This is a genomic window from Acidobacteriota bacterium (assembly GCA_030697165.1).
In the GTDB taxonomy this organism is placed as follows: domain Bacteria; phylum Acidobacteriota; class Vicinamibacteria; order Vicinamibacterales; family UBA2999; genus 12-FULL-67-14b.
In genome coordinates, this window is record JAUYQQ010000009.1 from 46,733 (window position 1) to 65,116 (window position 18,384).

At 66.1% G+C, this 18,384-nt stretch carries 16 protein-coding genes; 9 read left to right on the top strand and 7 right to left on the bottom strand.

The window, feature by feature from the left end; all coding sequences use genetic code 11:
• Positions 1 to 58 precede the first annotated feature (58 nt).
• From Q8T13_08520 to Q8T13_08535, 4 genes are all read left to right on the top strand, one after another.
• On the top strand, positions 59 to 1,159 hold the full coding sequence (locus tag Q8T13_08520; protein ID MDP3717789.1) for a Gfo/Idh/MocA family oxidoreductase: 1,101 nt from the start codon (positions 59 to 61) through the stop codon (positions 1,157 to 1,159).
• Positions 1,160 to 1,364: 205 nt separating this feature from the next.
• Complete coding sequence (locus Q8T13_08525; GenBank protein ID MDP3717790.1) at positions 1,365 to 3,113, top strand: protein kinase; 1,749 nt, start codon at positions 1,365 to 1,367, stop codon at positions 3,111 to 3,113.
• Positions 3,114 to 3,124: 11 nt separating this feature from the next.
• Entirely contained in the window at positions 3,125 to 4,657 is a 1,533-nt protein-coding gene (locus tag Q8T13_08530) for a M48 family metalloprotease (protein MDP3717791.1), read from the top strand.
• The gene (locus Q8T13_08535) at positions 4,654 to 5,517 is read left to right on the top strand and encodes a hypothetical protein (GenBank protein MDP3717792.1); all 864 of its coding nucleotides are present in this window, start codon (positions 4,654 to 4,656) and stop codon (positions 5,515 to 5,517) included. Before Q8T13_08530 ends, Q8T13_08535 begins: the two co-directional genes overlap by 4 nt.
• Positions 5,518 to 5,561: 44 nt before the next feature.
• Here Q8T13_08535 and Q8T13_08540 read toward each other — a convergent pair whose 3' ends face one another.
• The 3 genes from Q8T13_08540 to crcB form a co-directional block, all read right to left on the bottom strand.
• Entirely contained in the window at positions 5,562 to 6,053 is a 492-nt protein-coding gene (locus tag Q8T13_08540; protein MDP3717793.1) for a hypothetical protein, read from the bottom strand.
• A gap of 98 nt (positions 6,054 to 6,151) precedes the next feature.
• Entirely contained in the window at positions 6,152 to 7,465 is a 1,314-nt protein-coding gene (locus Q8T13_08545) for a PQQ-like beta-propeller repeat protein (protein MDP3717794.1), read from the bottom strand.
• 8 nt (positions 7,466 to 7,473) lie between these two features.
• Positions 7,474 to 7,845: a fluoride efflux transporter CrcB gene (gene crcB, locus Q8T13_08550; GenBank protein ID MDP3717795.1), complete on the bottom strand. Its 372-nt coding sequence runs from the start codon at positions 7,843 to 7,845 to the stop codon at positions 7,474 to 7,476.
• Between the two features lie 203 nt (positions 7,846 to 8,048).
• On the opposite strand from crcB, the gene Q8T13_08555 reads away from it, so the two are divergent.
• The gene (locus Q8T13_08555; GenBank protein ID MDP3717796.1) at positions 8,049 to 10,163 is read left to right on the top strand and encodes a TonB-dependent receptor; all 2,115 of its coding nucleotides are present in this window, start codon (positions 8,049 to 8,051) and stop codon (positions 10,161 to 10,163) included.
• 100 nt (positions 10,164 to 10,263) lie between these two features.
• The gene (locus tag Q8T13_08560) at positions 10,264 to 11,472 is read left to right on the top strand and encodes a YeeE/YedE family protein (protein MDP3717797.1); all 1,209 of its coding nucleotides are present in this window, start codon (positions 10,264 to 10,266) and stop codon (positions 11,470 to 11,472) included.
• A 105-nt stretch (positions 11,473 to 11,577) separates the two neighbouring features.
• Here the strand turns inward: Q8T13_08560 and Q8T13_08565 are convergent, their stop codons facing one another.
• The gene (locus tag Q8T13_08565) at positions 11,578 to 12,771 is read right to left on the bottom strand and encodes an ABC transporter permease (protein ID MDP3717798.1); all 1,194 of its coding nucleotides are present in this window, start codon (positions 12,769 to 12,771) and stop codon (positions 11,578 to 11,580) included.
• 173 nt (positions 12,772 to 12,944) lie between these two features.
• Positions 12,945 to 13,340, bottom strand: coding sequence for a four helix bundle protein (locus Q8T13_08570; protein ID MDP3717799.1), 396 nt, complete (start codon positions 13,338 to 13,340; stop codon positions 12,945 to 12,947).
• A gap of 240 nt (positions 13,341 to 13,580) precedes the next feature.
• Between Q8T13_08570 and Q8T13_08575 the strand changes: the two genes are divergently transcribed.
• Both Q8T13_08575 and Q8T13_08580 read left to right on the top strand, forming a co-directional pair.
• Positions 13,581 to 13,913 carry a PadR family transcriptional regulator gene (locus tag Q8T13_08575; GenBank protein ID MDP3717800.1) on the top strand — a complete coding sequence of 111 codons (333 nt, stop codon included), beginning with the start codon at positions 13,581 to 13,583 and terminating at the stop codon, positions 13,911 to 13,913.
• An 80-nt stretch (positions 13,914 to 13,993) separates the two neighbouring features.
• Positions 13,994 to 16,630: an ABC transporter permease gene (locus Q8T13_08580; protein MDP3717801.1), complete on the top strand. Its 2,637-nt coding sequence runs from the start codon at positions 13,994 to 13,996 to the stop codon at positions 16,628 to 16,630.
• A gap of 225 nt (positions 16,631 to 16,855) precedes the next feature.
• Here Q8T13_08580 and Q8T13_08585 read toward each other — a convergent pair whose 3' ends face one another.
• Positions 16,856 to 17,230: a PIN domain-containing protein gene (locus Q8T13_08585; protein MDP3717802.1), complete on the bottom strand. Its 375-nt coding sequence runs from the start codon at positions 17,228 to 17,230 to the stop codon at positions 16,856 to 16,858.
• Complete coding sequence (locus Q8T13_08590) at positions 17,227 to 17,451, bottom strand: type II toxin-antitoxin system Phd/YefM family antitoxin (GenBank protein MDP3717803.1); 225 nt, start codon at positions 17,449 to 17,451, stop codon at positions 17,227 to 17,229. The genes Q8T13_08585 and Q8T13_08590 overlap by 4 nt, the downstream gene beginning before the upstream one ends.
• 312 nt (positions 17,452 to 17,763) lie before the next feature.
• Between Q8T13_08590 and Q8T13_08595 the strand changes: the two genes are divergently transcribed.
• Entirely contained in the window at positions 17,764 to 18,306 is a 543-nt protein-coding gene (locus tag Q8T13_08595; GenBank protein MDP3717804.1) for a DUF2911 domain-containing protein, read from the top strand.
• The last annotated feature ends 78 nt before the right edge of the window (positions 18,307 to 18,384 follow it).

The following is an 18,384-nucleotide window of genomic DNA, read 5'->3' on the forward strand; positions in this document are numbered from 1 at the left end:
AGCAACCGCGCGCTTGGTACGTGGCTTGCAGCGTCTCCTGTTGGGAGAAACGCTTCAAATGGCTCAGTCGAAAGTTCGCTATGCCGTCGTCGGGCTCGGGCACATCGCGCAAGCTGCTGTATTGCCAGCATTCGCGCACGCCAAGCGTAACTCCAGCCTTCACGCCCTCGTCAGCGGCAGCGTAGAGAAGCTCAACACCCTGGGAGATCGCTACCGCGTACCGGTGCGCGCGAGCTACGACAACTACGAGCGATGCCTGAAAGAGGTGGATGCGGTGTACATCTGCACCCCTAACTCGGAGCATGCCGACTTCGCCGTGCGCGCCGCCAAGGCCGGCGTCCACGTGCTGTGCGAGAAACCGCTGGCCGTCACCGAGGCGGAATGCTCGCGGATGATCGAGGCGGCGGCCGCCGCCGACGTGCGGCTCATGACCGCCTACCGGCTGCACTTCGAGCCGCTGTTTCTCGAGATCGTGGAGATGGTCCGCAGCGGGAAGATCGGGGAACCTCGCTTCTTCAACTCATCCTTCTCGATGCATGCCAAGCCGGGCGGCATCCGCACCAAGCGGGAACTGGGCGGCGGGACGCTCTTTGACCTCGGGGTGTACTGCATCAATGCGGCCCGGCTGCTGTTCCGCGCCGAGCCAACTGAAGTGTTTGCCTACTCTGTCGACGGCGCCCGCGCGGACATGCCTGAGATTGACGAGATGACCTCAGGTGTCATGCGTTTTGACGGCGACCGGCTCGCGACGTTCACGACGAGCTTCGCGGCTAACGGCGTGTCGGACTTGCGAGTGGTCGGCACCGAAGGCAACATCCACGCGGAGCCCGCGTACCAACACACTGAAGCGCTCGGCTACACGCTCACGGTGGGCGACCAGGTGACGCGAAAGAAAGGCCGGCGGCGCGATCAGTTCGCGGCGGAGCTGGTCTACTTTTCTGACTGTGTGCTGAACGGCAAGAACCCGGAGCCCTCGGCCGAAGAAGGCTGCTGGGACGTGCGGGTGGTGGATGCGCTGTGCGAGTCGGCGCGGGTTGGAAAGCCCGTCTCGTTGCCGCCCTTCGGACCCGAACGGCGGCCGACCCTCGACCAGGCCGAGGACCTACCGCCGGTGGCGCGCGAACCAGAACTGGTAGCGGTCGAGAAGCCGCACGACTAGGGTTACCGTCGGCAACTACTCCCGCGTCGCCGCTCGGCGACCGGCCGTCAAGGCCAGGGAATCGGGCGGAATATTCATAAAGCTGAGCCTTTGCGTGCACATCATAGCACTCCATCTACAAGCTTCATTGATCAGCTACTCCCCTCAGTGTTAGGCTCTGCGCGACACAAAACCTCGTCAGCCGGCCGTGCCCGGACGGGCTGTCATGTCCATAAATTTCGAGCGCTGCGGCCGTTACGAACTGCGCGAGGTGCTGGGCGAAGGTGCCATGGGCACCGTCTATCGCGCGTGGGATCCGGCTTTGGCCCGCGCCGTCGCCATCAAGGTTATTCAAGCCCGGGCACTGAGTGAGGACCTCCTCGAGCGGTTCCGTCGAGAGGCGCAGGTCCTGGCCAAGCTGCCTCACCCTCATATCGTCGGCGTGTTCGATGTCAGCATGGCCGGTGATGATCCGTTCATCGTCATGGAGTTGGTCGAGGGCAGCAGCCTCGCGGGCCTAATCAAGACCCGCGCGGCGTCGACCACGGCGCAGAAGCTGCGGATGATCATCCAGGTCTGTGACGCCCTGGCTTGCGCCCACTCTGCGGGCGTCGTCCATCGCGACGTCAAGCCCGGAAACATTCTCATCACGGCCGGTGGCTCGGCAAAGCTGGCCGACTTCGGCATTGCACGGCTCTACGACTCCACACTCACCTCCACGTCAAAGATCGTGGGCACGCCGGCGTACCTCGCGCCCGAAGCCTTCTCTGGTGGGCCGATCGACGCGCGCACCGATATCTACGGCGTTGCGGCCAGCCTTTACGAGTGGTCCTGCGGATCGCGGCCTCACGAGGCCGGCGACCTCGCCTCACTCGTCGCCAGGGTGACCAACAGCGAGGCGCCGTCGCTGGCCGCGGTCTGGACGGAGTGCCCACCACGATTGGATCGCTGCCTGCAACGCGGGCTCGCGCGCAATCCCGAGGAGCGGTATCAGCGGGCGGTGGACTTTGCCGACGACCTGGCGCGCGTGCTCGAGGAGCTTGGAGCGTCGCCGGTTGAGGGAGCACCGGACTTGACGCTACGTCTGGATCCGCCGGTCGCCGAGCCGGGGACACGGCCGCGCAAGCATGTGATCGCCGCGCTCGCGGGCACGGCCACGCTCGTCGCGCTGCTTCTCGCATGTCCGAGGAACACCGCCTCTCCGCCGGCGTTCGCGACTAATCCAGAGTCGGCCTCCGACACGAATCGCCCACCGGACGCGTCGGACACGGCAGCGAACCAACCTGAGCCACGCACGACCTCCGGAAACGAGCCCATCAAGACGTCGTCCGGCAGTGACGCGCTCGCGGCTGGTCGGGGCCGCCCGACGCGGGGCGGCGCAGGTCGGTTTCCGCCCGGAAGGGACTCGGCCGCAAGCTCGCCGGCGCCAATAGTAGTCGAGGAAGAGGCGGATGAACCGGTGCGGCGCGCCGTCCCGATCGGCACGCGCGTGCACGTCAGCCTGCTGACCGAGTTGCGGACCGATCGCAGCCAACCCGGCCACGAGTTCGAGGGACGGCTGGCGGAGCCCCTCCTCTTCAACAATGAGGTGATCGCCCCGGCGGGCACCGGGCTGCGAGGAATCGTTGACGAGGTGCGCACCGGCGGCACCGGTCGTCCGCCGTCGATCCGGCTGTCGCTTTCCGAGTTGCTGCTGGCCGGCGCGCCGATGAAGATTCGCACCGCGCGGTACGAGGTTGTCAGTCCAACCGACAGCAACCATGACCCCTCCTTGACAACCCTGATTCTCGGCGCTGCCACCGGCGCCCTCATCGGCGGCGTGACCGGCGGCAGCCGCGGCGCCGCGACCGGCGGCGCCATTGGCGCATCCATCGCGGCCCAGCCCTTGGCACCGCGCCCGGGCGACATTATCTTGACCAACCCGTTGATCTTCAGGCTCGCAGAGCCCCTGCAGCTTGCGGCGACCCCGGAATGAGGAGGATCAGAATGCGTCCCAGGAAATTTCTTTGCGGATTGATCGTCGTGGCCCTGCTCGTCCCCACCGAAGTAGCGGCGTTATCGTCCTCGGGCGCGACGCAGGCCCAGGACGATCGGGCGGAACGCGAGCGCAAGCGCAATGCCGACCGCGCCGCCAAGCAGGCCGCGGAGCAAAGCAAGGATTACGCGGAGACGATGCGGGAGGTGGCCGACGAGCTTGAAGAGCTCGGCGCCAGCCTCCTGCAAGACCGTTACGACGACCCGTTCCTCCAGGACTACGTCAATGAGATGGGCCAGAGCCTGGTTCCCAAGGAGACGCCGGCGGGGACGCTGTTTTCATTCCGTGTGCTCGACAATCCTGAGCCCAACGCCTTCGCGCTGCCCGACGGGCGAATCTACGTCAACAGCGGCCTGTTGATGTTCGTTGAGAACGAGGCGCAGCTGGCCGTGATCCTCGGGCACGAGATCGCGCACGTGATCGAGCGGCACTACGTCGAGAGCGTGCGCGCGCAAAAGAGGGAGCAGTTGGTGACGTCGGTGCTCGGCGCAGCAGCAGGCGCGGTACTGGGCGGCCTGTTTGGCGGCAAGAGGGGCGCGGCGGACGGAGCCGTCATCGGCGCCGTGTCCGGGCTGGTGGTGGCCAAGCTGCGGATGAACAACTACAACAAGCGCCAGGAAGATGAAGCCGACGCGCTCGGCGCGACGCTGGCTCTGGACCGCCGCTACGACGCGCGGGAAGGAATCGCGCTCTTCACCAAGCTGACCAACACCTACGGCGATCAGGGCCGCTTCGCCAATGCGCTCTACGGCAAGCACTCGCGCAACAAGGACCGCATTGCCTATATCGATCAGTTGCTCTCCGGCAACCTCGGCGCGCGGTACAACGAACTGCGGACCGCCGGCAACCTGACCACCGGCACCGGCCAGATGCACCTGTTCGCCTCGCGAATGATCCGCGAAGTAGCCATCAAGCTGATGGACTCCTATGATCAATATGGCGTCGCGAAGGAGCACCTCGAACGCATCGCCGACTTCCGGGCGTCGGACCCGCGGACACAGTGGGCGCTCGGGCGAGCCTACAAGCGGGTCGGCCGAACGGACGAGGATCGGGCCAGGGCCCTCGACTTCTTCCAGCGTGCCGTCCAACTCGACCAGCGCAACCTGTACCCGTACCTTCACTTCGACCTGGGCCTGATGCACGCGCGCCTGGGAGCAACGGCCGCCGCCATCGAGAGCCTCAAGAAATACGTCGTCGGCTACGTCGATCGGTATCACGTGCATCCGAATGACCTGTTGACGACTTACGATTACCTGCTCACCTTCGGCGACGGCAACTGGACGGCCCCGGCGGTGGACCCGACCATCGTGCGGGCCCTTTATCCCACGAGTGCCGCTCCGACGCCGCCAATGAAAACCGAGGATGATGCGGGGCTAGCGAAGGGGCTCCTGAAGGGGCCCACGCCGAAGCCGACTGCCAAACCCGAGACCAAGAAGCCGGATGTAAAGAAGCCCCCGTTCAAGCCTGGCGGAGACGGACAATGAGTGTCTCCTGGCGAGTCCGCTGGGTGACGCTGCCGCTGGCCATCCTGCTGTTTGCGGCCACGACCGCGACCGCGACAGCGGAGCCGAAGGTTACGCTGCGCGTGCCTGCCTTTCCGGCGGCAGCCTTTGCCAACTTCGGCAGCATCGTGCTGCCGGCCTCGGGATACGACTCACTCGAGATCATGCTGGCCGACACCCTGGCACCGGTGCAGACGTCAACGGTGCGGGTGACGCTGAACAACATGCCAATGACGCCCTTCGTGGCGATCAACCCGGTGCCGGCCGGGGTCCGGGTGATCATCAAGCTGGGCGTCTCACTCAGTCCTGACTACGCGATTAGACCTGAGGGCGAATCGCTCTTGACGTTTGAGGCGAGAGACACCGGCGGAACCGTCTACCGAGGGCAGTTCTATCTGGCCATTGATCCGGCCAAGACCGCTCCCGAGGCGGCGCGCTCGACACGCGCGCGATCGCAGGAGGCCACCACCATCGCGCCGCCCCAATTCAGGGCGCCGGTGGTGGTGATTACGTCGAAGGAGGGCGGTCGCACTGTCGATCGCGTCTATTGGCTGGAGGCCGAGGTGTCAGATGCCGAAGGCCTCCGCAAGGCGGTGATCGAGTTGAACGGCCGCGACATCGAGGAAGTCGTGCTGCAGAACGAGCGGCCGGTCCGCTATCGCGACGGCCGCATCGCCAGGGCCGCCGTGGCGGGCGAGGTCGGCGGCGATGGACAGCGCGTGACGATTCGCCTGCCGCTGACGCTGGCCAACAACCGGATCAATGTGATCGCCATTCGGGCCGAGAACATGCACGGCCTGACCACGCGCGCCGACCGCACCGTGGAGGTGTTCGGCAAGTAGAACGGCCGCCTGCGGTTCAATGGCGCCGCTTGATCATGTCCGGATCAGGGCGCTCGTTTGCACGGCGTGGGCCAGGTCTCGCACGGTCCGACGCCGGTGACCTTCGTGTAGATCAGCGCACTCGTCGCCGTCGCGGCGGCCGTGGTGGTGATCTGCACCATCAGCACCTTGCCATCCGCGCTGAGCGACATGACTTCCTTGACCGTGGTCGTGTCGCCGTTGGGTGCCTTCATGGCGCCTTCGCTCACGAGCGTGCGGCCATCCCACCTTGTAGTCATGGTCACCGCGCCACCCTGACCAGCGGGCGTCGAAGTTTGTCCGCCCGGCTTGTAGATCCGGACGTGCTGCTCGTTGACCTGGCTTTCGACGACGACGCTCCCGTTGGCGGGCTGGGTGATGTGCAGCGTTGCCGGCGCGCCCGCCGAGATCAACCCGGTGAAGCCGGCGGTGGCCACCACCTGGCTCTTCGCCTTGTCCAACACCCACGTTCCCGATAAGTCCGGCGCCTGCGCGGTCAGCGTCGCCGAGGCGAGCAATGCTAGTACGAGGCAGCCCAGCCCCCTGATCCCCGATCCCTGATCCCTGATCCCTGATCCCCGATCCCCGATCCCTGATCCCCGATCCCCGAACACCATTACTGCGCCCCCAGGTTGAGCGCGACGATCTTCTCGCGGTCGCGGGCGTACAGGGTCCTGCCGACCAGGGTGGGCACGGTCCACGAGGTGGTGTCGAACACCTTCTTGGCCTCCGCGAGAATGGTCACGCCCTCAGGCGCCAGCCTGGCCAGCGCGAGGTCGCCATCTTCGTCCATGATGATCGCCTTGCCGTCGGCGTAAACCAGGCTCGCGCGGCCGAAGCCGCGGTGCTGCCAGGCGGACTGCCCGGTCTTGATGTTGAGGGCGGTCAGGAACGCCGGGCCAAAGTCGCCGGTCGTGCCATAGACGTGATCGCCCACCCGGATGGAGTTCAGGAACATGAAGCGCACGCGATTGGTGAACCAGAGTTCATCGGCGTGGGTCGCCGCGCCTTGCTGCTTCAGCTGGATGGCCCGGCTGCCCGCCCGGTAGGCCGACGAGACAAACAGGATGTTGTCGGGCCCGAACAGCGGCATGCCGCAGTTGAGGTCGTTGCCGGGATCATGGGGATGCGACCACAGGATCCGGCCAGTGGCCGGGTCGAGGCCGTTGACGGTGCCGCCGCCGACGATCACCAGCTGCTGGCGGCCGCCCATGTCGATCAGGATCGGCGGCACCTCCGACGTCAGGAAGTCGCCGCTCTTCCACACCACCGCGCCATCGCGCTGACGGAAGGCCATGACCGATTGTCCGGGACCGCCGACGCTGCAGATGATGGTGTCGCGATACGCGATCGGGCTGCAGCCGTAGCCGGTCTTGACCACCGGACGAATCAGCAACTCGGGCGAGTTGAACTCCTTGACCAGGTCGTGCGACCAGAGAATCTTGCCGCTCGTCTTGTCGAACGCGAACAACTGCTTGTTGGTGCCGATCGTGAACAACCGGTCGCCGACGATCAGCGGCGTCGAGTGCGGCCCGGCGCCAAAGCTGAAGTCTTCACGGCGCGATGGGTACTTGTGCTCCCACAGCGTCTTGCCCGACGCGGCATCCATGGCGACCACGGTCTCTTCGGCGTCCCAGGGTCCCTGCTTCGCGCGTCCATTGCCGGCGCGGTACATCGTGTACAGCCGACCCTCGTCCGCGAGAATCGCGGAGTGCCCAGGGCCGAGCGGCCGGCTCCAGATCACGGGCGGGCCCGTCTCAGGCCACTTCTCGGCCAGGCCGGTGGACGACACCATGAAGTCGCGCGTCGGCCCGCCCCATTGACGCCAGGAATCGGACGCGGCCGGGGCCGCTTGCGCGAGCACGGGAACTGGGGGCGCCGGCACGGCCGCCAGCCCGGCCACCGCGAGCACGACGAACAGGATGCGCATGCGCGGGACTATGCCACAAGTTGGCGCGCGAAGACGAGACCGAGCCACCCGGCCACCAGTCCTCCGGCGAGCGTCACGGCCACGTTCAGCGCGGCGGCACCCGCGGCGCCGTGCGACAGCATCGCCAGCGTTTCCTGGTTGAAGCTGGAGTATGTGGTGAAGCCGCCGAGCAGCCCAATGGCCACGGCCGCGCGCAGTTCGGGATTGCCGACTGGCACGGCCGAGAGATGGGTGACGATGCCCAGCAGGAAACACCCGATGAGGTTGACCGCCATCGTCGCGTACGGAAATCCGGCGCCGAACCGTTCGAGGATCCACACGCCGACCAGGTAACGCGCGCCGGTGCCCAACGCGCCGGCCGCCATGATCCACCACAACATTCCAGCTAGCCTACAACGAACCGGTGACAGAGATGATCTCCTTAGCAGTCAATCAGTTAGAGTCTGCGAGCCGAGCTCGGTGCACTGGTCTGGCCTGAGCGGGACCGATCGCGACGAAACATTGGGGCTGGTTTCGCGGTATTCAGTGACGAAAGGAAGCCCTGGCCGAAACGCCCGTCGCGAGGCCCGTGCATAATAATGAGATGCTCAGACTTCGTTTTGCTGTCTTGATTGGCTTAACCGCACCTACCCTGTCGTTCGCGCAGGCACCCCAGGTGCCCAGCACCACCCTGCCGACCGTGATCGTCACCGCCCAGAAAGAGGCCGAAGACGTGAAGGCGGTCCCGGCGAGCATCACTGCGGTGACCGCCGCAACCATTGCCAACGCCGGCCTGCGGGTCGTCACCGACGCGGCGATCTTTGCGCCGAACACGGTCTTTACCGAGTTCACCGCCCGCAAGGTGAGCAACGCGCGGTTCCGCGGCATTGGTTCGAGCCCCGGCAATCCTGCGATCACCACCTACTTCGACGGCGTGCCGCAGTTGAACAGCAACTCGTCGAACATCGAGTTGCTGGACGTCGATCAGATTGAATTCGTGCGCGGACCGCAGAGCCCGTTGTTCGGCCGCAACACGCTTGGCGGCATTGTCAACGTGACGAGCGCGCGGCCGTCCACGGCGGCGTGGACCGGGTCGGTGGTGGCGCCGTTTGGCGACTACGGCGCCAGGGAAGTGCGCGGCAGCGTGTCGGGCCCGCTCGGCGACAAGGCGGCCATGAGCTTCGGCGTGGGCAAGCAACAGCGCGACGGCTACACGGTGAATCAGTTGACCGGCAACGACCTCGACTATCGCGATGGCACGTTCGCCAAGGCGCAACTGATGCTGACGCCGAACGCCAACTGGCAGGCCCGCGTCATCTACTCGCACGAACGCAACCGCGACGGCGACTATGCCCTCGGCGACCTGAACGCCATTCGCGCCAACCCGTTCGAGGTCAGGCGCGACTTCGAGGGCTTCACCAATCGCGACATCAACGCCACGACGGTGCGCCTGCGCGGCACCGGGCTCAACCTGTCGATCGAGGCGACGACCGGTTTCGTGAAGTGGAATACCGAAGACGAGACCGACCTCGACTACACGCCGCTGCCGCTCGCCACCCGCAGCAACGCCGAGCAGGACTTCCAGTTCACACAGGAGGTGCGCATCGCCTCGCCGGAGAACGCCCCGCTGCGGCTGTCGGAGACGGTGACGCTGAAGTGGCAGGGCGGCCTCGAGTATTTCAGCCAGAACTACGAACAACTGGCGGTCAACTCGCTCTCGCCGTTCGTGCTGTCGCCGATGATTCCGTTCGCGGTGGCAATGACCTCGCCCGAGTCGGCCATCGACAGCTCAGGCATTGGCCTGTTCGGCCACGCCACGGTCACCCTCAAGGAGCAGGCCGACGTGATCGTCGGCCTGCGCTTCGACCACGAGCAGAGCGAAGCCGTCCTCAACACCTTCTTCACGCCGGCGATCGCGCCGGCGAACCTGGTGACCGCCGAGGACAGCTTCTCGGATGTGTCGCCGCAGTTCGCGTTCGCTTACCGGCCGGCCGCCGATGTGTCGCTCTATGCCTCGGCCAGCCGCGGCTTCAAGGCCGGCGGCTTCAACCCGGCCGCGCTGCCCGGCAGCGAAGCCTTCGGCGAGGAACAGGCCTGGCACGTCGAAAGCGGGGTCAAGTCGACCTTCGCCGGCGGCAAGGCGTCGGCCAGCGCCGCGGTCTTCCAGATCAAGTGGGACGACATGCAACTGAACGTGCCCAACCCGTTTGTGCCGGGCCAGTTCTACATTGCCAACGTCGGCCGCGCCCACAGCCGCGGCCTCGAGCTCGACCTGACCGCGCGTCCTCACCCGTCGGTGGACGTGTTCACGGCGTTTGGCTTCACGAGCGCGTACTTCCGGGACGGCACCATGGCCGCCGGCGTCAACGTCGGAGGCAACAAGCTGCCCTTCACCCCGGCTTATACCGGGTTGATCGGCACTCAGCTCTCGCGCGCCCTGAATTCGGCGGTCTCACTTTATGGCCGCGCCGAAGTCGTGCTGACCGGCGCATTCGAGTACGACGAGGCCAACACCGCGCGGCAAGAGGCCTACACCCTGGCCAATTTGCGCGTCGGCGGGCGCGGCAAGTGGCTGTTCGCCGAAGCGTGGCTTCGCAACGCGTTCAACACGATGTACGTGCCCATCGCCATCCCCTACCAGGGCTTTGCGCCGTCGGGTTTCATTGGTGAAAATGGCCGTCCCCGCACCTTCGGCGTCAGCGCTGGGGTAACCTTCTAGGGACAAACACGAAGCGCACGAAGGACACGAAGACATAACCAAATGTTTTTCGTGTTCTTTGTGATCTTCGTGTTAACTACCGAACGCCATGGCTCAAACGATGAACCCCGCCGCTCCGATTGCGATTGAATCGCGTTCGCTCGTGCCGGGGCCGGCGGCGATCACGGCCGCAGTCATCGCGCTGGCGGCTTGGTACCTTTACGCCGCCATCAGTTGGCGGCAGGCCGCGCTGTTCCTTGTGGGTTCGGCCGCCGGCGTGGTGTTGTACCACGCCGCCTTCGGCTTCACCTCGTCGTGGCGGGTGTTCATTTCCGATCGCCGCGGCGCCGGCTTGCGCGCGCAGATGCTGATGCTCGCCGTCACCTGCGCCGTGTTTTTTCCGTTGCTTGCCGCCGGCACGGTGTGGGGGCAGCCGGTGCGCGGCTCGATCTCGCCAGTCGGCATCGGGGTGGCCGCCGGGGCGTTCATCTTCGGCATCGGCATGCAACTGGGCGGCGGCTGCGCTTCCGGTACCCTGTTCAGCGTCGGTGGCGGCAGCACGCGCATGCTCGTCACGCTGTTCTTCTTCGTGATCGGTTCGGTGATCGGCACGGCGCACACGCCGTGGTGGAACGGCCAGCCCGCCTTCGCCCCGACCTCGGTGGTCACGCTCTGGGGCCCGTGGCTAGGCTTGGCGGTATGCCTGGCGCTGTTCGGCGGCATTACCTGGTTCACGCGCGTCGCCGAGCAGCGGCGCCACGGCGACGTCGCGGACCTGACACCCGCGGCGATCGGACCCCGCTGGCTGACCGGTCCGTGGCCGCTCGTCGCCGGCGCCGTCGGCCTCGCCCTGGTCAACGTCGCCACGCTCACGATTGCCGGCCGGCCGTGGGGCGTCACGTCGGCCTTCGCCCTGTGGGGCGCCAAGCTGTTCGCCGCGCTCGGCATCGACGTCGCGACGTGGACCTACTGGGCGGCGCCGGCGCAGGCGACGGCGCTGCGGTCGAGCGTGCTGATGGACGTGACGTCGGTGATGAACTTCGGCATCATCCTCGGCGCGCTGGCGGCCGCGATTCTGGCCGGCAAGTTCGCGCCGGTGTGGAAGGTGTCGAACCGGTCGCTCGTGGCGGCGGTGGCCGGCGGCATCCTGCTCGGCTACGGCGCACGGATCGCCTACGGGTGCAACATCGGCGCCTACTTCAGCGGCATCGCGTCAGGCAGCCTGCACGGATGGCTCTGGCTGGTCGCAGCATTCGCGGGCAACATCGTCGGAACGCGCTTGCGACCGATGTTCGATCTGAGCGTCGAAAGAACCCAAACCGCCTGTTAAAACCCAACCACGAAGGACACGAAGGCGACCACGAAGGACACGAGGCACTTCTTCAAGAGTATTACTTCGCGTGCTTCGTGGTGTTCTTCGTGTGCTTCGTGGTAGTTATTCCGCGCGCAGTGCAATTAGTGGATCAACTCGCAATGCTCGCCGGCCGGGGATCAGACACGCGCCGAACGCCGCCAACGCGACCAGCAACGACACCCCCACGAACACCAGCGGATCTCGCGCCGACACCCCGAACAGCATGCCGCTGATGAACCGCGCGCCGGCGTACGACAGCGCGGCGCCGGCGGCCAGGCCCAGCACCACCAGCAGCGCGCCGTCCCTGAGGACCAGCGACATCACATCGCCCGGCGAGGCGCCAAGCGCCACGCGCAGCCCGATCTCGGGCACGCGCTGGTTCACGGTGTAGGCCATGACACCGTAGACGCCGGCAATCGCCAGCACCAACGCCACCACCGCAAACGTCACCAGCAACACGGTGCGGAAGCGCGGCGTCGCCGTGGCGCTCTCCATGGTGGTCGCCATCGTCTCCACCCGCACGGGGACATCGGGGTTGCGCTCACGGATGTGACGCGCCGCCGTGGCGCCGAGCGCCAGGGGATCGGCGGCGTCCGCGCGCATCACGATGTTCAGTGACGTCGCGGGCCCCTGGTGTTGCTCGTAGGGCATGAAGATCTCCGCCTGCACGGGCCGGCCCGGACCTCGTGTCCTGATGTCATGGACGATCCCGACGATGGTCATGGGCTCAAGGCTGTCGAGACCGCAGCGAATGGTGCGGCCGATCGGATCGACACCCGGAAACGCGTCCTTCGCCAGCTGCTCGTTGACCACCGCCACCCACGGCGCGTCGAGCCGGTCGCCGTCGTTGAAGTCGCGGCCGCGCGCCAGCGGCACCTTCAGGGTCTGGAAGTAGTCCGGCGCGATCACGTTGAACACGGCTTGTGGTGACTTCATGCCTAGTACTTCCGGACCGGGCCCGCCTTCGATCCAGTAACCGCCGTTCGAGCGGACCACCGTGGGCAGCGACGTCACCGCGCTCACCGAGGTCACACCGGGCAGGGCGCGCAGTTCCGAAAGCAGCGTGCGGTACGCGGCAATGGCGCGCGGGAAGTCCGGGCGCCCCGCCACCGGCACCGTGGTGCGCAACACCACCAGGCGGTCGCGCTCGAAGCCCATGTCCACGCTGGCGAGGGCGATCAGGCTGCGACCCAGCAAGCCGGCGCCCATCACGAGTGCCACCGCCAGCGCGATCTCGGTGACCACGAACGCCTTGCGCGCCCAGCCGCCGCGCACGCCCAACGCCGAGCCCTTGCCGCCCTGCGTCCTGCAGGAGGTTGTCCATGCGGGGTTGGACGGAATTGGGGGCTGCAGGGTTGCTGATCTGGCGACTTGGTGATTTGGTGATTTGGTGAATTTGCTCACTGATTTAGCGATTTAGCGATTTACCGATTTGCCGATTTACCGATTCAGCGATCTTGTGACTTAGCGCGGCGATGCTTCTGGGCCAGCAGGTAGTTCCTCCGCGCCGTGCCGTACGATGCGGCGAAGATCGCCCGCAGTTGCTGCGCCTCGTCGAGCAGACCTTCTAGAGTCGCTGGCACCGTCAGCCCGCCACGGGTTATGAGCTCGAGCCAGTAGACGGCTTCATCGATCTCCTCAACGACGAGTCCAAGCTTGGAAACAAACTCGGCCCGCGACCGAGCGCGGCAGGCAGCTCGGTAATTGGCGCCGACCGAAGTGGCGCATCGGGACAACTGATCCGCAGAGCCACGGTGAGCTGGAGCATCGCGCATCACCTGCGTGAAGCTCGTGATCGCTACGGCAAACCTGAGGCTGCGCTCCTGGAGTTCGTCCTTATCCATGTGCATCCCAGGAGCACACGGGATGCCAATCGATTTAGGCATGAATCGGGTCTCGCTGGCGAAAGAGTAGAAATTACTGCCACTCGAACCACGTTCGGGCACTGCAAAATCGCAACTCCCAAAATCACTAAGTCCGTAAACCAAATCCCAAAATCACCAAATCACGAGACCACAAGATTCGGCCGGCCCCTCCCTGTTGACTATCAACACGAGTCGTGAGACCTTCTGTTGCCTATCAACATGTCACCCAATTCCGAAGTCCCCTACGGCACCCTCGACCTCATGGTCCTCAAGACGCTGGCGGCGCTCAGCCCGCTGCACGGCTACGGCATTGCCAGGCGGATTGAGCAGGTGGCGCAAGGTTCGCTGGCGCTGAACCAGGGGACCATCTATCCCGCGCTCCTGCGGCTCGAACAGAAGGGGTGGATCAAGAGCGACTGGGGCATGAGCGAGAACAACCGCCGCGCCCGGTTCTACACCATCACGGCAGCCGGTAAGCGCCAACTCTCTGCGGAAGCCGACTTGTGGGCGCAGACGGTCGCCACGGTCAATCGGTTGCTCGAGGAGTCATGAGCGGACCTCGCGATCTCGTGATTTGGCGATCTGGTGATTTGGGCAAGGGATTTTGGGATTTGGTGATTTGGTGATTTGCCATGCCGACGTTTATCTCGCGATTGCTTGATCTCGTGCTTCGCCGCCAGCGCGAAGACCGCTTGTCGGAAGAGATCCAGGCGCATCTCGACCTGCTGGCTGACGACTACGTCGCGCAGGGGATGTCGCCCGCCGACGCGCGGCTCGCGGCACGGAAGGCATTCGGCGGGGTGGATCAGGTGAAGGAGCGCTATCGCGACCAGCGCGGTCTGCCCATGATTGATGCGCTCACTCAGGACGCCCGCTACGGCATCCGGATGCTCGGCAAGGAGCCCCTGCTCACCGCCGCTGCGGTGCTCGCCCTGGGCATCGGCATCGGTGCGACGAACACGGTGTTCACGATGGTGAACGCGTTCCTGCTGCGGGACCTGCCGGTGAAGGATGGGCATGAGTTGGTGGCCTTCGGCACCCGCAACATCGAGTCGTCTCGCCCCGGCGGCGTCTCGGTCCAGGAATTCCGCGAGTGGCAGGCCGAGCTCACGTCCGTCAAGGACCTGCTTGCCTATCGCTCGCGACCAGCCACGCTGCGTGGCGACGGCGTCACGCCCGACCAAATCTGGCTCTACCACCTGTCGGAACGGTCCTTCGAGATCCTTGGCCTGTCGCCCCAGTTGGGCCGCGTCTTCACGGCCGAAGATGAGCGGGCCGGCGCACCGCCCACCGTGGTTATTTCCCATGCCTTGTGGCAGCGCCGGTATGGCGGCGACCCGGCGATTCTTGGCCGCAGCGCGTTGATCGGCGACATCGCGGCGACCGTGATCGGCGTGATGCCGCCCGGCGAGAGCTTTCCAGCCATCGCGGAAGCCTGGCAGCCGCTGACGCTGTTGCCGGGGGTGGACACTCAGCCGCGCAGTACGCGCAACTTGTCGGTCCTGGGACGTCTCGTGCCAGGCGCCACGCTCGCCATGGCCCGGACCGAGATGGCAATGGTCGGCGACCGCGATGCCACCTTGCACCCCGAGGCCAACAAGACGATTCGACCACGCGTGGTAACCACGGCCGAGTACAGCAACGGTGGCTGGTGGCAGATCTTCCCGGCGCTGATCCTCGTCGCCGCGCTGGTGTTGCTGGTCACGTGTGCGAATACGGCGACCCTGCTGCTGGCCAGGGCCGCCTCCCGATCGCGTGAGATCGCGCTGCGCGTGTCGCTCGGCGCCACCCGCGGCCGCATCGTGCGCCAGCTGATGATCGAAAGCCTCGCGCTTGCCGTGACCGCAGGCGGCGTGGCCTATCTTGTCTCGATCGCGGGCATCCGCTTCGTCGACTACACGATGCGAAACGTCACGGTTCGTCCGCAGTGGACCGTGTTGACGATGGACCCACCGGTGCTGCTCTTCCTGGGCGGGTTATGCCTGGTGACACCAATCCTGTTTGGATTGTTGCCGGCGTGGCACCTGTCGCGCACGAACGGCAGCGAGATGCTGAAAGAGGGCGGCCGCAACACCACGTCGCGGCGTGCCTTCCGCTGGACCAGCGGACTCGTCGTCGCGGAGATCGCGCTGTCGCTGGTCGTGCTCGTCTGCACCGGCATCCTGATCAATACGATGTGGTCGCTACGTGCCGCCGATCGCGTCTTCGACATCGACCACCTCGTCACCGCTACGCTGACGCTGCCGGCGTCGTACCGGACGGCCGACCAGCGGCTGAGTTTCGTGAACCGTCTTGGCGAACGGCTGCGCGCGAATCCGGCGATCGCGGGCGCCAGCCTCGCAAGCCTCATGCCGCTGTCAGGAATGTCGCCGTTGCGCCGTCTCGGACTCCCAAACGCGCCGGTCACCAGCACCCCGGGCGGGCCCGACATTGGTGTGATCAGCGTGGGCGCCGGCTACTTCCAGTCGCTGGGCATTTCGGTCCTGCACGGGCGGGATTTTGCCGACAGCGACGTCGCGGGCTCGCCCGTGGCGATCGTCAACCGGCGGTTCGCCGAAGTGCATTTCCCCAACACCGATCCCCTCGGTCAACAAATTCAGGCGGTCGAGATCGGCAAGGAGCAGGACGCCGTGTGGCTCACCATCGTCGGCATCTCGCCGTCGGTCCGCCAGGCGATCGTGACGGAAGCACCGCCGGTGGTCTACGTGCCCTACCGTGGCGAAGCACTGCCGCGGCTGGATCTCATCGTGCGGGCGGCCGGCATCAGCGCGGCTCTGGCGCCAACATTGCGCGAAGAGCTGAAGGCGATTGATGACTCCATCCCGTTGGTGTCGCCGCAGACCTCGGAAGAGATGATGTCGGTCCGGTTATTCACGCACAACCTGACCGCCGGCTTGTTCATCGCGCTGGGCGCGGTGGTCTTGCTGGTGTCAACGGCCGGTCTTTACGCGATCACCTCGCATGCCGTCACCATCCGCACCCAGGAGATCGGTGTGCGCATGGCGGTCGGCGCATCGGCGGGCGACATCGGCTGGATGATCGGCCGGAGGGCGATCGGGTTGATCGTGGCGTCCAGTGCGATCGGCGTAGCCGCCACGTACGCCTCGCGAGATCTGATGAAGACGTTCGTGGCGCAGGCCGGATCCAGCAACTGGCCCTTGGTGGCGGCGGTCGCGGCGGTTCTCGGTGTCGTGGCGCTCGTCGCGGCGGTGATTCCGGCCCGCCGGGCGACGCGGATGAGTCCGGTCGCTGCGCTTCGTCACGACTGAGAGGCGGCGACCGCCATGGAGGCCGCGGCCTCTGGTCGCGGTGGGGCTCGGGGGCTCGTCGCGACGCGACTCGTAGGGCTCACTTCGTTCGTGGGGATTTTCCCTACGAGGGCGCGAGAGCGCCCGAGCCCCACGATGGTCCGCCGGACCGAGCCCCACGAGCGACCCGTCCCGCCGTAGCGCGAAGCGCGAAGGAGGAAGCGAGCCCTGCTGAGCCTGGCCGGATCACCAGAACGCGGGCGGATAGCGCCGGCGAATGATGCGGTCTTTGGTCAGGAGACCCGTGGCCCGAATCGCCGCCTGCGCCACGATCATCCGGTCGAACGGGTCTCGGGTCCAACTCTGGGCCACGGCCTCCCGTGCCACGCGGGGAAACGGCAGGTCGCAGATCGCCAGACCGATTCGGCCCGCCAGGTCGTCGATGACGGCGTTACCCGGGGTGGTCGTGCGCTTGGTTTCGAACAGGTACTGCAGTTCCAGCACCACCGCTGGCGATACGAGCAGGTCGTGCTCCTCCACTGCCCGGCGTCCAGCGGCCGACAATCGCCGGTGCTCGCCGGCGAAGAGCCACGCGACCACGTGCGTGTCCAGGTAGATCACGGCCGCCAGGTGTCGCTCCAGTCGATCGAGACGAGGTCGTCAGGATCGCCCCGCAAGAACTTCGTCCGCGGCACCAGCCGGCTGAGTTTGGACGCCGCCGCCACCGGCGCGATCTTCAACCGGCGCCCGCGGCGCTCGACCTCGACCGGCTGACCGCTGTCGAGCACCGAGTCGAGAATCCGGTAGATGTCTTGACGCAGATCGGAAGCGGTGATTGCCATGCTTTCTCCCGGACTGAGAGCCGATCCTATCGTACGTGTGTCAGCGATGGCAATCGTACGCCCGATCAACTGGTGGGAATGGGGTCCCCCACGAGGGCGCCGGAGCGCCCCGAGCCCGACCAAGGCGCAAAGCGCCGAGCCCCACGAGCAACCTGTCCCGCCGTAGCGCGAAGCGCGAAGGAGGAAGCGAGCCTCACCCGTCGGCAAGACCTAAGCTCGTGCGTAGCAGGGTCTTGGACCTGTTACGCAGGCGGGTTACGATGGATCACTGTTGAACGCAAAGCCAAGCACGGCCTTGCGAAGGAGAAACTAATGAAGCGAACTGTTTTGGCCGTCGCGATCACCGCGCTGGCGTTCGGCGCCGCGGTCAGCGCGCAGAAGACCACCCCGATCCACCCCGGCAAGGCCGGCAGCCCGCACGAGCGGGTCGAGTGGACCGTCGACGGCGCCAGCCTGTCGATCGAATACGGCCGTCCCTCGCTCAAGGGCCGCACCCCCGGCAAGGACGTCGATCCGTACGAGGGCCGCGAGTGGCGCACGGGCGCAGACGAGGCCACCACGTTCAAGACCGACAAGATGCTGATGTTCGGCTCGCTGCACGTGCCGGCCGGCACCTACACGCTGTACACGATTCCGACCGGTGGCACGTGGCACCTCGTGATCAGCAAGAAGACGGGTCAGTGGGGCGTTCCCTACCCGAAGGGCGAAGACCTCGGCCGCGCGCCGATGACGCTCGGCACCGCTCCTGCCGCCGCCGAGCAGCTCACCATCTCGATCCAGGACACGGCCGCCGGTGGCACGCTCCAGATCGATTGGGGCACCACGCGCGCGAGCATTCCGTTCACGGTCGGGTAACTACAGGTGCCACGGTGCCAGAGTGCCAGGGTGCACCTTGGCACCTAGCACCGTGGCACCCTGGCACCTAAGCACCTC

Bases quoted from the DNA above. Each gene is read 5' to 3' on its own strand.
- Q8T13_08520 (MDP3717789.1), top strand. From the start codon at position 59: ATGGCTCAGTCGAAAGTTCGCTATGCCGTCGTCGGGCTCGGGCACATC.
- Q8T13_08525 (MDP3717790.1), top strand. From the start codon at position 1,365: ATGTCCATAAATTTCGAGCGCTGCGGCCGTTACGAACTGCGCGAGGTG.
- Q8T13_08530 (MDP3717791.1), top strand. From the start codon at position 3,125: ATGCGTCCCAGGAAATTTCTTTGCGGATTGATCGTCGTGGCCCTGCTC.
- Q8T13_08535 (MDP3717792.1), top strand. From the start codon at position 4,654: ATGAGTGTCTCCTGGCGAGTCCGCTGGGTGACGCTGCCGCTGGCCATC.
- Q8T13_08545 (MDP3717794.1), bottom strand. From the start codon at position 7,465: ATGCGCATCCTGTTCGTCGTGCTCGCGGTGGCCGGGCTGGCGGCCGTG.
- crcB (MDP3717795.1), bottom strand. From the start codon at position 7,845: ATGTTGTGGTGGATCATGGCGGCCGGCGCGTTGGGCACCGGCGCGCGT.
- Q8T13_08555 (MDP3717796.1), top strand. From the start codon at position 8,049: ATGCTCAGACTTCGTTTTGCTGTCTTGATTGGCTTAACCGCACCTACC.
- Q8T13_08560 (MDP3717797.1), top strand. From the start codon at position 10,264: ATGAACCCCGCCGCTCCGATTGCGATTGAATCGCGTTCGCTCGTGCCG.
- Q8T13_08570 (MDP3717799.1), bottom strand. From the start codon at position 13,340: ATGGATAAGGACGAACTCCAGGAGCGCAGCCTCAGGTTTGCCGTAGCG.
- Q8T13_08575 (MDP3717800.1), top strand. From the start codon at position 13,581: ATGTCACCCAATTCCGAAGTCCCCTACGGCACCCTCGACCTCATGGTC.
- Q8T13_08580 (MDP3717801.1), top strand. From the start codon at position 13,994: ATGCCGACGTTTATCTCGCGATTGCTTGATCTCGTGCTTCGCCGCCAG.
- Q8T13_08590 (MDP3717803.1), bottom strand. From the start codon at position 17,451: ATGGCAATCACCGCTTCCGATCTGCGTCAAGACATCTACCGGATTCTC.
- Q8T13_08595 (MDP3717804.1), top strand. From the start codon at position 17,764: ATGAAGCGAACTGTTTTGGCCGTCGCGATCACCGCGCTGGCGTTCGGC.